The 15478-nt window shown below is 73.6% G+C and carries 14 protein-coding genes; 5 read left to right on the forward strand and 9 right to left on the reverse strand.

Annotated features, from left to right (window positions below):
• Window positions 1-2: 2 nt before the first annotated feature.
• The 3 genes from FH715_RS02990 to FH715_RS03000 all read right to left on the reverse strand — a co-directional run bounded on the left by FH715_RS02990 (window position 3) and on the right by FH715_RS03000 (window position 1930).
• Window positions 3-803, reverse strand: a complete 801-nt coding sequence (locus tag FH715_RS02990) for a protein kinase family protein (protein WP_139640447.1) — start codon at window positions 801-803, stop codon at window positions 3-5.
• A 217-nt stretch (window positions 804-1020) separates the two neighbouring features.
• Window positions 1021-1659: a DUF6879 family protein gene (locus FH715_RS02995; RefSeq protein WP_211367407.1), complete on the reverse strand. Its 639-nt coding sequence runs from the start codon at window positions 1657-1659 to the stop codon at window positions 1021-1023.
• Entirely contained in the window at window positions 1652-1930 is a 279-nt protein-coding gene (locus tag FH715_RS03000) for a hypothetical protein (RefSeq protein WP_139640448.1), read from the reverse strand. Before FH715_RS03000 ends, FH715_RS02995 begins: the two co-directional genes overlap by 8 nt.
• Before the next feature lie 355 nt (window positions 1931-2285).
• Here FH715_RS03000 and FH715_RS03005 point away from each other — a divergent pair, with 355 nt between their 5' ends.
• Entirely contained in the window at window positions 2286-2990 is a 705-nt protein-coding gene (locus FH715_RS03005; protein WP_246108514.1) for a barstar family protein, read from the forward strand.
• Window positions 2991-3005: 15 nt separating this feature from the next.
• Here FH715_RS03005 and FH715_RS03010 read toward each other — a convergent pair whose 3' ends face one another.
• The gene (locus tag FH715_RS03010) at window positions 3006-3656 is read right to left on the reverse strand and encodes a response regulator transcription factor (protein ID WP_170184612.1); all 651 of its coding nucleotides are present in this window, start codon (window positions 3654-3656) and stop codon (window positions 3006-3008) included.
• A complete protein-coding gene (locus FH715_RS03015; RefSeq protein WP_246108515.1) occupies window positions 3647-4771 on the reverse strand; it encodes a sensor histidine kinase in 1125 nt (374 codons plus the stop codon). The genes FH715_RS03010 and FH715_RS03015 overlap by 10 nt, the downstream gene beginning before the upstream one ends.
• Before the next feature lie 214 nt (window positions 4772-4985).
• On the opposite strand from FH715_RS03015, the gene FH715_RS03020 reads away from it, so the two are divergent.
• On the forward strand, window positions 4986-5603 hold the full coding sequence (locus tag FH715_RS03020; protein WP_139640996.1) for a DedA family protein: 618 nt from the start codon (window positions 4986-4988) through the stop codon (window positions 5601-5603).
• A 184-nt stretch (window positions 5604-5787) separates the two neighbouring features.
• Here the strand turns inward: FH715_RS03020 and FH715_RS03025 are convergent, their stop codons facing one another.
• Window positions 5788-6744, reverse strand: coding sequence for an arabinan endo-1,5-alpha-L-arabinosidase (locus FH715_RS03025; protein WP_246108516.1), 957 nt, complete (start codon window positions 6742-6744; stop codon window positions 5788-5790).
• Between the two features lie 478 nt (window positions 6745-7222).
• Here FH715_RS03025 and FH715_RS03030 point away from each other — a divergent pair, with 478 nt between their 5' ends.
• From FH715_RS03030 to FH715_RS03040, 3 genes are all read left to right on the forward strand, one after another.
• Window positions 7223-7894, forward strand: coding sequence for a helix-turn-helix domain-containing protein (locus FH715_RS03030; protein WP_246108517.1), 672 nt, complete (start codon window positions 7223-7225; stop codon window positions 7892-7894).
• Between the two features lie 191 nt (window positions 7895-8085).
• Window positions 8086-8820 (forward strand): HAD family hydrolase, encoded by a 735-nt coding sequence (locus tag FH715_RS03035; RefSeq protein WP_246108518.1) that lies wholly within the window; start codon window positions 8086-8088, stop codon window positions 8818-8820.
• An 80-nt stretch (window positions 8821-8900) separates the two neighbouring features.
• Complete coding sequence (locus FH715_RS03040; RefSeq protein WP_139640998.1) at window positions 8901-11342, forward strand: glycoside hydrolase family 65 protein; 2442 nt, start codon at window positions 8901-8903, stop codon at window positions 11340-11342.
• Window positions 11343-11452: 110 nt separating this feature from the next.
• Here FH715_RS03040 and FH715_RS03045 read toward each other — a convergent pair whose 3' ends face one another.
• From FH715_RS03045 to nirB, 3 genes are all read right to left on the reverse strand, one after another.
• Window positions 11453-12343: a universal stress protein gene (locus FH715_RS03045; RefSeq protein ID WP_139640453.1), complete on the reverse strand. Its 891-nt coding sequence runs from the start codon at window positions 12341-12343 to the stop codon at window positions 11453-11455.
• 135 nt (window positions 12344-12478) lie between these two features.
• The gene (locus FH715_RS03050) at window positions 12479-12865 is read right to left on the reverse strand and encodes a nitrite reductase small subunit NirD (RefSeq protein WP_139640454.1); all 387 of its coding nucleotides are present in this window, start codon (window positions 12863-12865) and stop codon (window positions 12479-12481) included.
• Window positions 12862-15477 (reverse strand): nitrite reductase large subunit NirB, encoded by a 2616-nt coding sequence (nirB, locus tag FH715_RS03055; RefSeq protein ID WP_139640455.1) that lies wholly within the window; start codon window positions 15475-15477, stop codon window positions 12862-12864. The genes FH715_RS03050 and nirB overlap by 4 nt, the downstream gene beginning before the upstream one ends.
• Window position 15478: the final 1 nt, after the last annotated feature.

Genomic DNA, 15478 nt, shown 5'->3' on the forward strand with positions numbered 1-15478 from the left:
GTTCAGTACTCCAGCCCCCGGTGCGTCGCCCAGGCGTGCGTGGCGTCGAACATCGCGCGCAGCCAGGGCTCCTCGGGGCGGCGGAGTGCGCGGTGGCGGTTCATGCGGGTGTAGGCGACGACGAACGCGTCGATGGCCTTCGGATCGGCGTCCACCCAGGCCGGGCAGCGCGCGGCCCAGGACTCGGCCTCCTGGGGGGTGTGAGCGTCGGCAACCAGTTGGAGCACCAGCATCGCCGGGTCGATGAAGGCGGCACCTCGGGTGGGCCAGGACCAGTCGACGATCCAGGAACGTCGTTCACAGATCAGGAAGTTGGACGGGTTGATGTCGGCGTGAAGCAGCGTGTCGCCTCGGAACAGGTCCGTCGTTCCCGCGTCGGCCCACCAGTCCCAGCGGGTCTCATGCCACTCGCGGGCGATGTCCGGCAACTCCAGCCGCCCGATCTGGTTGAGCATGCCGACGATCGTCGGCAGATCACCTGTGTGGGAGTCGAAGGCAGCCTCGCGAGCATGGACGCGCTCGAACGCGAGCACGATCCAGTGCTCGTCCTCCGTTGACCACATCAGCTCCGGAGACACGGAGCGCACGAAGGGATTGATCAGCCCTTCCCGCACCATTTGATCGCGCCGCCCTCCGGGACGGTTACGCATTCCCTTCAGAAAGAACGACCCGTTCTCGCATTCGACGACCAGCAGTACATCCGTGCTGAACCCGTGCCCGTCCGGCGGTGGACCGTGGTGGGTCACCGCGCCGGTGTAGGGGCGGATCAGCGACCAGAATTCCGGGCCGGGCGTGCTGGTCATCGAGAGCGTCACCTTCGTGGCCTGCGGACTGTGGGTGTGTGGGTGGCACTGCGGGGGAGCACTCCTCATCGTCCGGATTGCGGGGAGGCGGGAAGTCTCCCCTGGGAGGGCAGGGATCACCGGCGGGACAACGCGCCGCCGCTGACGCTGCCCGCCTGCACCGTGTCGCGGGAGGTGCCGGACAGCTCCGCGTGGGAGTCGCCCCGCGACGGCTCACTCACACCTGTCCCCGCGCGGAGAAGGGCGAGGGGAGGTGGGCGACGTAACGGTCCACGTAGGAGACCACGTCCTCGCCCTGCTCGTAGAGCCCCTGGATGAACGCCGTCCAGCGCCGGATCAGTTCGGGGTCGGTGTAGCGCCGGCAGCCGTCCAGCACTCCGCCGTCGGTGTAGAGCACCTCGTAGAGCACCAGGTCACCGAGGACGACCACCTCGGGAAGCGGGCCGCCGGCCGGTTCCCACTCCCGCACCCGGTCCGCCCCGATGACCCGGATCCCCTTGCCCGCCTTCGCCTGCACCCGCAGCGCGTGCAGCTCCCACTGCATGTACGGGGTCAGGGGCTCCTCCACCACCCGGATCCGGTGGAACGGGGCGCGGCGTTCCTCCTTATGTCGCACCGCGGACAGCCAGTCGTCGTGCTCCTCCTCCAGCAGCCGCAGAGCGTCGTCCCAACGGCCCTCGGCGAGCGCGTCCCTGCTGGGGTCGTCCTGCTCCTCGAAGTGCTGGAGGCGTTCGAACTTCCAGGAGGAGCGGTCGAGCACGGCGTTGTCGCGTTCCGCGAAGTCCGCGCGGTAGGGGGCCAGTGCGAGGCGGGTTCCCAGTTCCGGGTCGAGGCGCAGGTCGGAGGAGTCAGTCATCGGGGATGTCCTTCTTCGCCAGCCGCATCATGCGGCCGGGGATGATCACGAGGCGTTCGTCGGAGGCGACGGCCACCCCTTCGGGGAGGCGCGCGCGGTAGGTCTCGGTGTGGTCCCGGCCTATCACCGCGACGTCCCCGTTCTCCAGCTCCCAGATGTCCGGGCAACCGTTGTTGTCCTTCGAGTCGCCGCTCTCCGCCGCCGAAACGCCTGACCGGCGCGCGAACCCCGCTGACGTGTCGGCTTCCCCGAGGGGGCGACGCCGGTGCATGGGTGGCGGGGGTTGGTCGACTACGGAGCTTCGTGGCTGGGTGGGTTGTCGGCGTGAGCCCGGTGGTGGGTTGCTCGCGCAGTTCCCCGCGCCCCTGGTGTGGGCTGGCGCCGTCGTGCGGGTGCGGGTTCACCTGCGGCAGGTGACGGCCTGCTTGGGGGCGCGGGGAACTGCGCATGCGAGGTCGGTTCGTAGGAGAGCGGCAGGTGTTCGATGTATGTGCCGGGCCGTGCTCGCTTGAGGATTCGTACGGAAGGTCGAAGAGGGGTTGTTTCGTCCGCCTGGTTGACGTGCATCGTTGACGCACCTGGTTGACGCGCGCGGCGTCGGGCTTCGGGGCGGCAGAATGGGGTGTATGTGTGCGTTGGCCGTGCGGCTGAGGGAACCGGGTGCGGGGGTGGCGTGGGTCGAGGCCGGCGTCGTCGAGGGGTTGTTCCGGGTGGGGCCCGGGAGAGGCGGGGAGCGGGAGCTGTCGCTGCGCGGGGTCGTCGGGCCGGTGGTCGGGGCCGGGCGGCTGGGGCCGGGAGAGGTGGCGCTGCTCGACGACGCCGGCGCGGTGCTCGGCGCCTACCCGGTGGAGGAGGTGGCCCTCGGCGCGGTCAACGGGCGCGCGGTGACGGTGACGTGCTCCTTCCACCGGTTTCCACACCCGGGCGCCGGCGCGGTGTGGGAGGAGTGGGCGCGCGCGTTCCCTTCCACGCCGGGGGGTTGGGCGGCGGGTGGTGCGGAGCGCCGCGCGGGGTGGTTGGAGGCGGCGCGGCTGCACGCGGTCACGCCGGGGGCGCGCGCGGGCGGGGCATACGCGCTCGACGGCCGCCACCTCGTTGACCGCGCCGCCCTCTACTGCGCGCTCGGCGAGGCGTTGAACGGCCCCGGCGGCTACTACGGCGCCAACCTCGACGCCCTCCACGACTGCCTGACCGGCGGCTTCGGCCCCCGGCCCCCGTTCACCCTGCGCTGGCGCCACGCGGCGGCTTCCCGCGCCCGGCTCGGCGAGGAGTACGTCGACGCCTTCGCCGCCACGCTGCGCGAGGCGGGCGTGGGCCTGGCGTGGGAATGACCGGGGCCGGCGCGCTCACGCCCCCAGGTAGCGCAGCACCGCCAGGACGCGGCGGCTGTGGGTGGTGGTCGCCGTGTTGGTGAGGTCGAGCTTGGTGAAGATCGCGTTGACGTGCTTCTCCACCGCGCTGCGCGAGACGAACAGGCGGGCGGCGATGGAGGCGTTGGTGTGGCCCTCGGCCATCTGCGTCAGCACCTCGCGTTCGCGGGCGGTCAGGGAGTCGAGGGAGCGTCGTTGGCCGCCCCTGGCGAGGAGTTGGCGGACGACCTCGGGGTCGAACGCGGTGCGTCCCTCGGCGACGCGGTCCAGCGCGTCGAGGAACTCCTCGATCTCCACCACCCGGTCCTTCAGCAGATAGCCGACGCCCTCCGGCGAGCCGGTCAACAGCTCGGTGGCGTAACGGCGTTCGACGTACTGCGACAGGACCAGCACCCCGACCCCGGGCCAGCGCTCGCGGATGGCGAGCGCGGCGCGCAGCCCCTCGTCACGGTGGTCGGGCGGCATCCGGACGTCGATCACCGCGACGTCCGGGGGCTCGGCGGCGACGGCCGCCAGCAGGGCGTCGGCGTCGCCGACGGCGGCCAGCACCCGGTGGCCCTCGTCGGCGAGGAGCCGGGCCAGCCCCTCGCGCAGCAGCGTGGAGTCGTCGGCGAGGATCAGGCGCATGGCAGCTCCGCTGTGATGACGGTGGGCCCGCCGGGCGGGCTGTGGATGTCGAGTCGGCCGTCGAGCGCGGCGACCCTGCGGGCCAGGCCGAGCAGCCCGCCGCCCGCCGGGTCGGCTCCGCCGCGCCCGTCGTCGGCGACCCGCAGCGAGAGCGGTTCCGCCGCGCCGCCCGTGACGGTCACGGTGACCTCGGAGGCGTCGCCGCCGTGCTTGACCGTGTTGGTGACCGCCTCGCAGATCACGAAGTACGCGGCCGTGGCCACGGGGCGCGGCGGCTCGGTCGGCAGGGTGTGGTGCAGCCGCACGGGCAGCGGGCAGCGTTCGGCGAGGGTCTCCAACGCGGCGCCGAGACCGGCCTCGTCCAGGACGGTCGGATAGACCCGCCAGGCGACCTCGCGCAGCTCGGTGAGGGCGAGTGCGGCCTCCCGCCGAGCCTGGCCGAGGAGTTCGGCGGCACGTTCGGGGGAGCGCTGGGCGCGGCTGAGGGACAGGCCGAGGGCAACCAGACGCTGCTGGACGCCGTCGTGCAGGTCGCGTTCGATCCGGCGGCGTTCCTCGGTGATGGCCTCCACCACCCCGGCGCGGCTGTCGGCGAGTTGGACGATGCGCTGGCGAAGCGCCTCCTGCTCGCTGGGCCCGAGGAAGTGGTGGGCGAGCTGCCGTTCCAGGCGGATCACCGCCGCCAGGCCGAGCACGGTGAGGGACGCCAGAAACGCGCCGCCGATCCCCGAGGGCACGGTCGCCAGCGGCGAACCCAGCGCCCACCCCCACAGCAGCAGCGACCCGTATCCGACCCCGACCACCAACGTGGCCAGCATCAACGCGCCCAGCGCCGCCAGCCCGACGCGACAGCTGAGATAGGGCAGCGCGCGGTGCGCCGGCCAGCTTCCGGCGATGTCGGCGTCGAGGAGACGGATCAGCCGGGCGCGTTCCAGCCGGGCGGCGCGGACGGTCAGCGCGGTGAACGGCGGCGGTTGCGCCGTGCGGCGGAGGCGTCCGGCCCAGCCGAGGAGGACAAGGGGCGCCAGGACCAGCCCGGTGCCGACACCGGTGGTGACGCCTGCCAACTGCCGCAGCAGAAGGCGCGACCGTTCGAGTGGGCCCAGTTTTCGCACTCCTGGGACGTTAGGCGAGGCGGGGCGTGGGCGGTACTGCGGAGATCCACAGGGTGACCGCTGGGAACCACACGGTGAGTCATGAGGTGGTCCGCGTGGCGTTCCGGGTCGGGGGACTTGTAGCGTCTCCCATGTGATCGTATCCTCCGCAACTCACCAACTCGCTTCCTCGGCCGAGGACCCGGGCGGCATCGCCGGGTGGGCCACCGACCTGATGGAGGCGATGGGCGCCCCGGGCGCCGGCCTGGCCATCGCCCTGGAAAACCTGTTCCCTCCGCTGCCCTCCGAGATCATCCTGCCGCTGGCCGGCTTCACCGCCAGCCGCGGTGAGATGGATCTGTGGGCCGCGCTGCTGTGGACGACTCTCGGCTCCGTGGTGGGCGCCGTGGCGCTCTACTGGGTGGGCGCGGCGCTGGGACGTGACCGGCTCATCGCGATCGCCGAGAAGCTGCCGCTGGTGAAGATCTCCGACATCGAGAAGACGGAGGCCTGGTTCGCCAAGCACGGCAACAAGGCGGTCTTCTTCGGTCGGATGATTCCCATCTTCCGAAGTCTGATCTCCATCCCCGCCGGGGTGGAGAAGATGCCGCAGCGCACGTTCCTGCTGCTGACCACCCTCGGCAGCGCGATCTGGAACAGCATCTTCGTGATCGCCGGCTACCACCTGGGCGAGAACTGGGAGGAGGTGACCGATCTCGTCAGCGTCTACTCCAAGGTCGTCCTCGTGGTGGTGGTGCTGGGGCTGATCGGCTTCATCGTCTACCGGTCCACGCGCCCGGGCGGCGGCAGGCGCCGTGCCAAGGCGGGTCAGGAAGCCGGCCAGGACGACTGACGGTCGTCGTTTTCCCCAGGGAAGCGCGCGACGTGGGGTGTTCGCCTCGGGAGTAACCCGGGACGGACACCCCACGGGTGTGTCAGGGGCCCTTTCGGCGGGGCGGCGGGGCGGCGGGGCGGCGGGCGCTGAACGGTGAGCGGTGAGCGGTGAACGGCGGGCGGCGGGCGGCGGGCGGCGGGCGTCAGTAGGCGACGGGCCAGCCGCTGCTCCAGTCCAGGAGGTTGACGCCGAGCTTGGGGGCGCCGTTCTCCTGGCCGTCGTAGTAGTGGTAGACGAGCAGGTCGCCGTCGGAGTCGTTGAGCACGCTCTGGCCGCCCGGGCCGATCCACCGGTCGTGGCTCTCCAGCACGAAGGTGCCGCCGCCGTCGCGCAGGTCGACGCCGTCGGCGTCCAGATAGGGGCCGGTCGGGCTGCTCGCCCTGCCGACCCGGACGCGGTAGGTGCTGTCGGTGCCGGCGCAGCAGGTGCCATAGGAGTTGAACAGGTAGTAGTAACCGTCCCGCTTCACCAGCGCCGGTCCCTCGATGCCGCCGTCGGCCGAGGCGAGGCCCTGCGGTGCCGGGGCGTCGGGAAACTGCTTGCCGGTCGCCGGATCGATCTCGATCAGCTTGATTCCGGTCCACCACGATCCGAACGCCAGCCACCAACGGCCGTCGTCGTCCACCATCAGACTCGGATCGATCGCGTTGTAGTCGTCACCCGAGCCGGTGCGGTGCACCATGCCCTGGTCGTCCCAACTGCCGGGCAACCCGGTCGCGCTGGTGGCCAGGCCGATCGCCGAGGTGTTCTGCCCGAAGTTGGAGACCGCGTAGTAGAGGTAGTAACGGCCATCGTGGTACGAGACGTCCGGCGCCCACGGGTTGCGGTCGGGGGAGATCTCGCCCCACCAGTCCTCGGGCGCGGTGAACGCGGAGCCGGCGTCGCTGAACGCGGTCCGGTCCGTCGAGATCCGCGCCTCCAGCAGGTCGTTGGAGCCGTAGACCACGTAGCCCTGGTCGGTGCGGACCATCGAGGGGTCGTGGATCCCGATGTCGCCGGTGACCAGCCCCGGCGGCGGATAGGCGGCGGAGGCCGTCGGCTGCCACAGCAGCAGGGCGCAGGCGAGTCCGAGCAGCGTGGCGAGGGCGGTGCGGGTCACGCGGGTCGCGCGGGTCGCGCGCCTTGCGCGCGTGGGTGGGGGGAAGGGCACGGGGTCTCCTTCTGCGGACGGGGTGCGGCCCTTCGTGGTCGCCGCCGTGGCGGGGAACGTTGCCGCGGGGCGGGCGGGGGTGACGGGCATCACAGTTCCGCCCGGTGGTGGGTTGCTCGCGCAGTTCCCCGCGCCCCTGGTTGTGGTGGGCGTGGTCGGTTACCTGCGGGTTCACGTGCGGCAGGTGGCGGCCTGCTTGGGGGCGCGGGGAACTGCGCGGTGCATGGGTGGCGGGGGTTGGTCGACTACTGACCTTGCCGGTCTGGGTGGGGTGTCGGCGTGAGCCCGGTGGTGGGTTGCTCGCGCAGTTCCCCGCGCCCCTGGTGTGGGTGGGCGTGGTCGGTCGGGTGCGGCGGCCAGGCGGGTTGCCGTCGCCGGAGGCGATGATCGACGAGCGGTGGGGGCGGGTTGCGGGGAGGCTGAGGGGGTGGAGAACCATCGCACGGACGTCGGGCGCCGGATCGCGCTGCGGCGCGAGCAGCTGGGGCTCGACCGCCGCGCGGTCGCCGAGCGAGCCGGGGTCGCGCCCGAGTACCTGCGGTACCTGGAGGAGCGGCCGGCCTCGCCGAGCTACGCGTCGTTGACCAGGGTGGCGCGCGCCCTGGAGACCACGGTCGCCGAGCTGATCGGCGGCCCGCCGCCCAGCGGCGCCGCCCCGCCGGAGGTCAGCCACCGGGACGCGCTGGCCGAGCTGGACGAGGCGACCTGCTGGGAGCTGCTGGCCGGGCACACCGTCGGCCGTGTCGCCGTCGAGACGGACGGTGGTCCGGCGATCGTGCCGGTCAACTACGCGCTGGACGACCACACGCTGGTCTACCGCACCGCGTCCGAGACCTCGCCGGCACGGGCGACGGAGGCGGAGGAGCTGGCGTTCGAGGTGGACCATCTCGACGAGGCGCAGCGGGTCGGCTGGTCCGTGCTGCTGGTGGGGCCGGCGCGGCGGCTGGCCGACGCGGAGGAGATCCGGGTGCTGACCGAGCGCCTGGCCGGCGCCGGTGGCGACCCGGCGGGGACCGAGCCCTGGGTCGGAGGGGACCGCGACCTGTGGGTGCGGCTCACCCCGGAGCGGGTCACGGGCCGGCGCGTCACCCTCGTCTGAGTCCTTCGCCGAGCCTTCGCCGAGCCTGTGCCGAGCCTGCGCCCGGCCTTCCGCCGAGCCTGCGCCGAAGCCTCCCCGGTGCCCCCTCCCGCGGGCCGTGGGGCACCCGTTTGCGGGGCCGCCGCCGGCGGGTTCCCATGGAGGGAACGCCATGGCGCTGCCGTGGCCGACCAGGGAGGCGGTGGTGCCCGGTGACTGCGACCGTGCCGGACCTGTGGGAGTGCCATGCGGTCATCTTCGACACCGACGGGGTGATCACCGACTCCGCCTCGGTGCACGCGGAGGCGTGGAAGGAGGCGTTCGACGAGGTTCCGGGAGTGGACCCGCCGTTCGACGCGGACGAGGACTACCGGCGGCACGTCGACGGCAAGTCCCGGCTGGACGGCGCCGCCGCGTTCCTCGCCGCGCGTGGCATCGAGCTGCCCGTCGGCGACGTGGAGGACGCGCCGGGCACCGAGACGGTCTGCCAGGTCGCGGCGCGCAAGGAGGAGGCGTTCATGCGCCGTCTCCACGAGCGCGGCGTGGACGTCTTCGCCGGCACCGTGCGGCTGTTGAACAAGCTGCACGAGGCGGGCGTGCCCTGCGCCGCCGTCTCCTCGTCGCGGCACGCGCGCGACCTGCTGGCCAGGGCGGGCGTCCGTTCGCTGCTGGGCACGGTGGTCGACGGCAACGACATGGCGCGTCTCGCGCTGCCGGGCAAGCCGGACCCCGCGCTCTTCCTCGAAGGCGTGCGCCGGCTGGGCTGCGACCCGGCGACGGCCGCCGTCGTCGAGGACGCCCTGGCGGGGGTGGAGGCCGGGCACCGGGGCGGCTTCGGGCTCGTCGTCGGCGTCAACCGCACCGAGACCGAGGACGGCGCGCACGACCTGAGCGAGCACGGCGCCGACCTGGTCGTCGACGACCTCGCCCGGCTCGTGCGGAGGTGACCGGCGTGGCCACCGGCATGGACGCGGAGGAACCCACCTGGCCCGGCGGTCCCGACGACCGGACCGGGCCCACCGAGCCGATGGACCGCTGGGCCGCCTGGTCCGAGGAGGAACGGCAGATCGACGGCTGGGAGTGGGAGTACGAGGGGTACGACCCGCGGGAGGAGCGGCTGCGCGAGGCGCTGTGCACGCTGAGCAACGGCTACTTCTCGACGCGCGGCGCCGCCCCCGAGGCCCAGGCCGGCCCGGCCCACTACCCGGGCACCTACGCCGCCGGCCTCTACAACCGGCTGACCTCCACCCTCGCGGGGCGCCGGCTGACGCACGAGGAGATCGTCAACCTGCCGAACTGGCTTCCGCTGCGTTTCCGCGTCCACCCCGACGAGGGCGCGACCGGCGAGTGGTTCACGCCCGACGCGCACCCGGAGGGGCTGCTGCGGTACCACCAGTCGCTCGACCTGCGACGCGGGGTGCTCACCCGCGAGCTGCGGCTGCGCGACCCGCACGGCCGGCACCTGAACGTCACCCAGTCCCGGCTGGTCTCCATGGCCGACCCCCATCTGGCGGCGCTGCGCACGGAGTTCAGCGCCGAGGACTGGACGGGTTCGATCGAGGTGGAGTCCGCGATCGACGGGCTGGTCGGCAACACCGGCGTCGCCCGTTACCACGACCTGGCCGGCCACCACCTGACGGAGCTGGGCACCGGCGCCGAGGAGCCGGACGTGGTGTGGCTGCGTTGCCGCACCAGCGCCTCCGACGTGCGGATCGTGCTGGCCGCCCGCACCCGCGCCACCCCGCAGGGGCCGCCGGAGGCGACGCACGACCGGCTGACGGACTTCCGCGCGGCGCAGCGCGTGATCCTGCCGCTGGGCCCGGGACGGCCGTTGACCGTCGAGAAGGTGGTGGCGCTGCACACCTCGCGGGACCGGGCGATCGTCGGGCCGCTGCCGGCCGCGTTGGAACGGGTGCGCCGGGCGCCGGACTTCGAGGGGCTGCTGGCCGAGCACGCCGCCGCCTGGGCGCGGCTGTGGCGGCGCGCCGACCTCCAGGTGCCGGGGGAGCCGGGGCATGTGCTGCGGGTGCACATGTTCCACCTGTTGCAGACGCTGTCGCCGCACAGCGCCGACCTGGACGTGGGCGTTCCCGCGCGGGGGCTGCACGGGGAGGCGTACCGGGGGCACGTCTTCTGGGACGAGCTGTTCGTGCTGCCCTATCTCAACCTGCACTTTCCCGAGCTGTCGCGGGCGTTGATGGGCTACCGCCACCGGCGGCTGCCGGCCGCGCTGCGGGCGGCGGCGGAGGCGGGCCGCGAGGGCGCGATGTACCCGTGGCAGTCGGGCTCCGACGGCCGCGAGGAGACGCCGGAGGTCCATCTCAACCCGCGCTCCGGCCGTTGGCTGCCCGACAACTCGCGCCTCCAGCACCATGTGGGCGCGGCGGTCGCGTACAACGTGTGGCGTTACGGGCAGTCCTCGGGCGACACGGAGTTCCTGTACGCCGAGGGCGCCGAGATGCTGACCGAGATCGCCCGGTTCTGGGCGGCGATCTCCGAGTTCGACCGGGACGAGGGCCGTTACCGGATCAGGGGCGTCGTCGGGCCCGACGAGTACCACGAGGCGTACCCCGACGCGGAGCGCGCCGGCCTGGACGACAACGCCTACACCAACGTCATGGCCTCCTGGACCCTCGCCCGCGCCGCCGAGCTGGTGCGCACCATGCCGGTCTCGCGCCGCTCCGAACTGGCCGACCGTGTCGGCCTGTCGGACGCCGAGCCGGAACGCTGGGACGAGGTCTCGCGGCTGCTGCGGGTGCCGTTCCACGAGGGCGTGATCAGCCAGTTCGACGGGTACGGCGAGCTGGCCGAGCTGGACTGGGAGGGCTACCGCCGCCGTTACGGCGACATCCGTCGGCTGGACCGGCTGCTGGAGTCCGAGGGCGACTCCGTCAACCGCTACCAGGCGTCCAAGCAGGCCGACGTGCTGATGCTCGGCTATCTGCTGACCCCCGGCGAGCTGATCGAACAGTTCGCCAGGATGGGATACGAGCTGACGGAGGAACGCTGGCGCGCCACCGTCGACCACTACCTGCGACGCACCAGCCACGGCTCGACGCTCAGCGGCGTCGTGCACGCCTGGGTCCTGGCCAGGGCCCGGCACGCGGACGCGTGGTCGTTCGTCAAGGAGGCGCTGGCCAGCGACGTCGCCGACATCCAGGGCGGCACCACGGCCGAGGGCATCCACCTGGGTGCGATGGCCGGCACGCTGGACCTGGTGCAACGCGGGCTGACGGGGCTGCGCTCGGAGGGCGGCGCGCTGTGGCTCGACCCGTCGCCGCTGCCCCAACTCCAGGAGTTCGGCTTCTCGTTGCGCCACCGCGGGGTGGGGCTGCGGCTGCGGATGCGGCCGGGACAGCTGTGGGTCGGCGTCCCCCCGTGGGAGGAGTACCCGGTGCGGCTGGTCCTCCCCGACCGCATGGTCGACGTCGCCCCCGGCGAGGACACGGCGGTCCGGCTACCGGACTGACGCCGCCCGCCGGGGCGGGGGGCGGCGCGGGTGACCGTCCGCCGGGGCGCGGTCGACCGGTCACGTGTGTGTCCGGCTGAGGCAGTCGTTCCGCGAATCCGCCCGGAGGGCTACTCGTCGTGCGGCACCACCGCCACCGGGGTGCGGGCGTGGTGGAGGGCCGCGTGGGTGACGGGGCCGGCGCGCATGGCCAGCAGGGGGCGGCGCGTGCGGCGGCCCGTGACCAGCAGCGCCGCGTGGAGGGAGCCCGCGTCGAGCAGCACCTCGGCCGCGTTGCCGTAGCGCAGGTGCTCGACCACCGGCACGCCCGGGTACCGCGCCCGCCAGGGCGCCAACGCCTGGACCAGTTCCTCGCCGCGCTGGGCCTGGAGGTCCGCGTGCTCGGGCGTGGTCTCGAACTCCTCGGGCGGCGTGGACCCGAAGAGCGACGGCGTGCCCCAGGCCCGCACGGCGCGCACGGCCGCGCCGCGCGCCGAGGCCATCGAGAACGCGAACTCCAGCAGGGTGGCGGCCGGTTGCCCCAGATCCTTGAGGCCGACCACGATCTCGTCGCCCTCGGTCTCCTCGGCGGGCGCCCGGTCGTTCGGGCCGTCGTCCGGCCCCGAGCGGACCAGCACGACGGGCCGCGCGGTATGGGTGATCACCGGCAGCCCGACCGAGCCCAGCAGGAAGCCGGCGACGGGGCCGTGGCCCCGCGAGCCCAGGACCAGCAGTTCGGCCCTGGCGGCCTGTTCCACCAGGCCGGCGGTCGCCATCTCGGGCAGCAGCTCCGTGGTGACGGTCAGCTCCGGGTGCCGGTCGGCGACCTCGTCGTGGTGGTCCTGGAGCAGCCGCTGGGAGGCGGGCTCGTCGGGAACGGGCGGCGCGTACAGGGGCTCGTTGATCCAGGCGTGCACCAGGTGCAGGGGCAGCCCGCGACGCACCGCCTCGCGGGCCGCCCACTCGGCGGCGGCGCGGCTCTGCCGGGAGCCGTCCACGCCGACGATGATGGGGCGGGTCATGGCGTACCTCGAATCTCGCCTCGTTCACGGCAGCGGCGGGGCCCGCGGCGGGCGCCCGCCCTCCGTGCCACTCTCCCGCGCCGAGCCGCGCGGGGCGAGCCGGGCGGGGCCGCCCGGGGCACGCCGGCGTTCGGCTCAGCGCAGCCGCAGCGGGTGGACGGGCAGCGCCAGCGCCGGGTCGTCGGGGGCGTCGAGGCAGACGCCGGTGGCCAGGTCGAAGCGCTGCTTCAGCAGCGGCGAGGCGACGAAGGGACGCCGCTCGGCGCCCGCCGAGCCCAGCAGGCCCCGGGAGATGACGTAGGCGCCGGTGAACGGGTCGCGGTTGCCGACGGCGTGCGCCTCCCCGTGCCGGTCGACGAAGACGGCGGCCTGCTCGCCGTCCGGCAGCAGCACGGCCACGCCGCGCCCCGGCAGCAGCGCGGCCGGCGCGCACACCGGGACCCACGCGCCGGCGTGACCGATCTCCAGCAGCGGCGAGGGGGCGGGAAGCGGACGGGTGAGGGTCGCGGTGGCGGTGGTCATGACGGGTTGCTCCCTTCGAGGGTGCGGACCGGGAGGGTGGGCCCGGCCAGCACGGTGAGGTCCGGCTTGTGCTGGTCCCGTTCGGGCACGAAGCGGACCGAGGGGTCGGGGGTGCCGGGCGCGTTGACGAACGACACGAAGCGCGCCAGCTTCTCCGGGTCCTCCAACGTCGCCGCCCACTCGTCCCGGTAGGCGGCGACGTGCGCGGCCATCCGGGCCTCCAGCTCGTCGCAGATGCCGAGCGAGTCGTGGACCACCACGTCCCGCACGTGCGCGAGCCCGCCGCCGATCCTCTCCAGCCACACGGAGGTGCGCTCCAGACGGTCGGCGGTGCGGATGTAGAACATCAGGAACCGGTCGATCAGCCGCACCAGTTCGGCATCCGACAGGTCCCGCGCCAGCGACTCGGCGTGGCGCGGGCTGGCGCCGCCGTTGCCGCCGACGTACAGGTCCCAGCCGCTGGCGGTGGCGATGATCCCGAAGTCCTTGCTCATCGCCTCGGCGCACTCCCGCGCGCAGCCGGAGACAGCCGACTTCAGCTTGTGCGGCGCGCGCAGTCCCCGATAGCGAAGCTCCAGGTCGATGGCCATCCGCACGCTGTCCTGCACCCCGTAGCGGCACCAGGTGGAGCCGACACAGCTCTTCACGGTGCGCAGCGCCTTGCCGTAGGCGTGGCCCGACTCGAAGCCCGCCTCGACCAACCGGGCCCAGATCGAAGGCAGTTGGTCGACGCGGGCGCCGAACAGGTCGATCCGCTGGCCCCCCGTGATCTTGGTGTAGAGGCCGAAGTCCCTGGCCACCTCGCCGATCACGATCAGCTTCTCCGGGGTGATCTCCCCGCCGGGGACGCGGGGCACCACCGAGTAGGAGCCGTTCTTCTGGAGGTTGGCCAGAAAGTGGTCGTTGGTGTCCTGCAACGCGGCCTGCTCGCCGGCCAGCACATGGCCGTCGGCGCCGATCGCGGGCGCCAGCGAGGCGATGATCGAACCGACCGTCGGCTTGCACACCTCGCAGCCCTCGCCGCCGCGCGCCTCCGGCCTGCCGTGCGCGTCGAGCAGCGCGCGGTGCGAGGCGATCTCCAGGCTGGCGACGATCTCGAAGAGCTCCTGGCGGGTCTGCGCGAAGCAGCCGCAGAGCCCGGTGTCCACCGCGATCCCGCCCGCCGCCAGCTCCGCGTCGACCAGCTGGCCGACCACGCGCACGCAGGAGCCGCAGCCGCTGCCGGCCCCGGTGCAGGCGCGCACCTCCGCGACCGAGGCGCGGCCCTCGTCGGCGACGGCCGCCACGATCGCGCCCTTGGTGACGTGGTGGCAGCCGCAGACCACCGCGTCGTCCGGCAGCGCCGCCGGGCCCAGCGCGGCGGCCGGCGCCAACCCGGCGGGCAGCACCAGCTGTTCGGGCGGGGCCGGCGGCACCGAGCCGGTCAACGGGCGCAGCATCCCGTAGGAGTCGGCGTCGCCCACCAGCACCCCGCCCAGCAGCGTGCCGTCCGGCCCGACCACCAGCTTCTTGTACACGCCGGCGCGCGAGTCGGCGTACACCACGTCGAGCGCGCCCTCCGTGCGGCCGTGCGCGTCGCCGAAGCTGGCGACGTCCACGCCCAGCAGCTTCAGCTTCGTCGAGGTGTCGGCGCCGGTGAACGGCCGTCCCTCCCCGCCGGCGACCAGGTCGGCCGCCGTGGCCGCCATCGCGTAGCCGGGGGCGACCAGCCCGTAGACCACGCCGTCGCTGGCCGCCGCGCACTCGCCGATCGCCAGCACGGCCGGGTCGGAGGAGCGGCAGTGCTCGTCCACGGCGACGCCGCCCCGCGCGCCGACGGCGAGCCCGGCCGCCCTGGCCAGCTCGTCGCGCGGGCGTATCCCGGCGGAGAAGACCACCAGGTCCGTCTCCACCCGCGAACCGTCCGACAGCACCACCCCGTCGACCGCGCCCCGCGCGTCCACGGTGACCTCCCGGCCGCCGACGCCGGTGTGCACCACCAGGCCCATCTTCTCGACCGTGCGGCGCAGCGCCCCGCCGCCGCCCTCGTCGACCTGGAGCGCCATCAGCCGGGGGCTGAACTCCACGACGTGCGTGGCCAGTCCGAGGTCGCGCAGCGCCCCGGCCGCCTCCAGGCCCAGCAGCCCGCCGCCCACGACCAGGCCGGTGCGGGCACGGGTGGCGGCGTCCCGGATCGCCGCGACGTCGTCCAGCGTGCGGTAGACGAAGCAGCCGTCCGCCTCACGCCCCGGCAGCGGGGGGACGAACGGGGCCGAGCCCGTCGCCAGCACCAGCGTGGTGTACCCGACGACGGCACCGGAGCGGGTGGTGACCGTGCGGGCCGCCCGGTCGATCGCCGACACCGGGTCGTCCAGCCGCAGTTCGACGCCGTGCTCCTCCAGGAAGCCCTCGGGGACCAGCGACAGCTCCTCGGCGCCCGTCCCGCCGAACCACGACGTCAGATGGACCCGGTCGTACGCCGGCCGGGACTCCTCGGCGAGCACCACGACCCGGGCACGCGCCGTGACCCCGCGCGCCGACAGCTCCTCGACGAAGCGCTGGCCGACCATCCCGTGGCCGACCACCACCACCGTCGGCCTCGGCGCCTGCCCGGACAGGTCACGTCCCTCCATG

Source organism: Streptomyces sedi (assembly GCF_006335015.1).
GTDB lineage: Bacteria > Actinomycetota > Actinomycetes > Streptomycetales > Streptomycetaceae > Streptomyces > Streptomyces sedi.

Coding starts and splice junctions, on each gene's coding strand:
- FH715_RS02990 (WP_139640447.1), bottom strand. CDS start 803: ATGACCAGCACGCCCGGCCCGGAATTCTGGTCGCTGATCCGCCCCTAC.
- FH715_RS02995 (WP_211367407.1), bottom strand. CDS start 1,659: ATGACTGACTCCTCCGACCTGCGCCTCGACCCGGAACTGGGAACCCGC.
- FH715_RS03000 (WP_139640448.1), bottom strand. CDS start 1,930: ATGCACCGGCGTCGCCCCCTCGGGGAAGCCGACACGTCAGCGGGGTTC.
- FH715_RS03005 (WP_246108514.1), top strand. CDS start 2,286: ATGTGTGCGTTGGCCGTGCGGCTGAGGGAACCGGGTGCGGGGGTGGCG.
- FH715_RS03010 (WP_170184612.1), bottom strand. CDS start 3,656: ATGCGCCTGATCCTCGCCGACGACTCCACGCTGCTGCGCGAGGGGCTG.
- FH715_RS03020 (WP_139640996.1), top strand. CDS start 4,986: ATGGAGGCGATGGGCGCCCCGGGCGCCGGCCTGGCCATCGCCCTGGAA.
- FH715_RS03040 (WP_139640998.1), top strand. CDS start 8,901: ATGGACCGCTGGGCCGCCTGGTCCGAGGAGGAACGGCAGATCGACGGC.
- FH715_RS03045 (WP_139640453.1), bottom strand. CDS start 12,343: ATGACCCGCCCCATCATCGTCGGCGTGGACGGCTCCCGGCAGAGCCGC.
- FH715_RS03050 (WP_139640454.1), bottom strand. CDS start 12,865: ATGACCACCGCCACCGCGACCCTCACCCGTCCGCTTCCCGCCCCCTCG.
- nirB (WP_139640455.1), bottom strand. CDS start 15,477: ATGGAGGGACGTGACCTGTCCGGGCAGGCGCCGAGGCCGACGGTGGTG.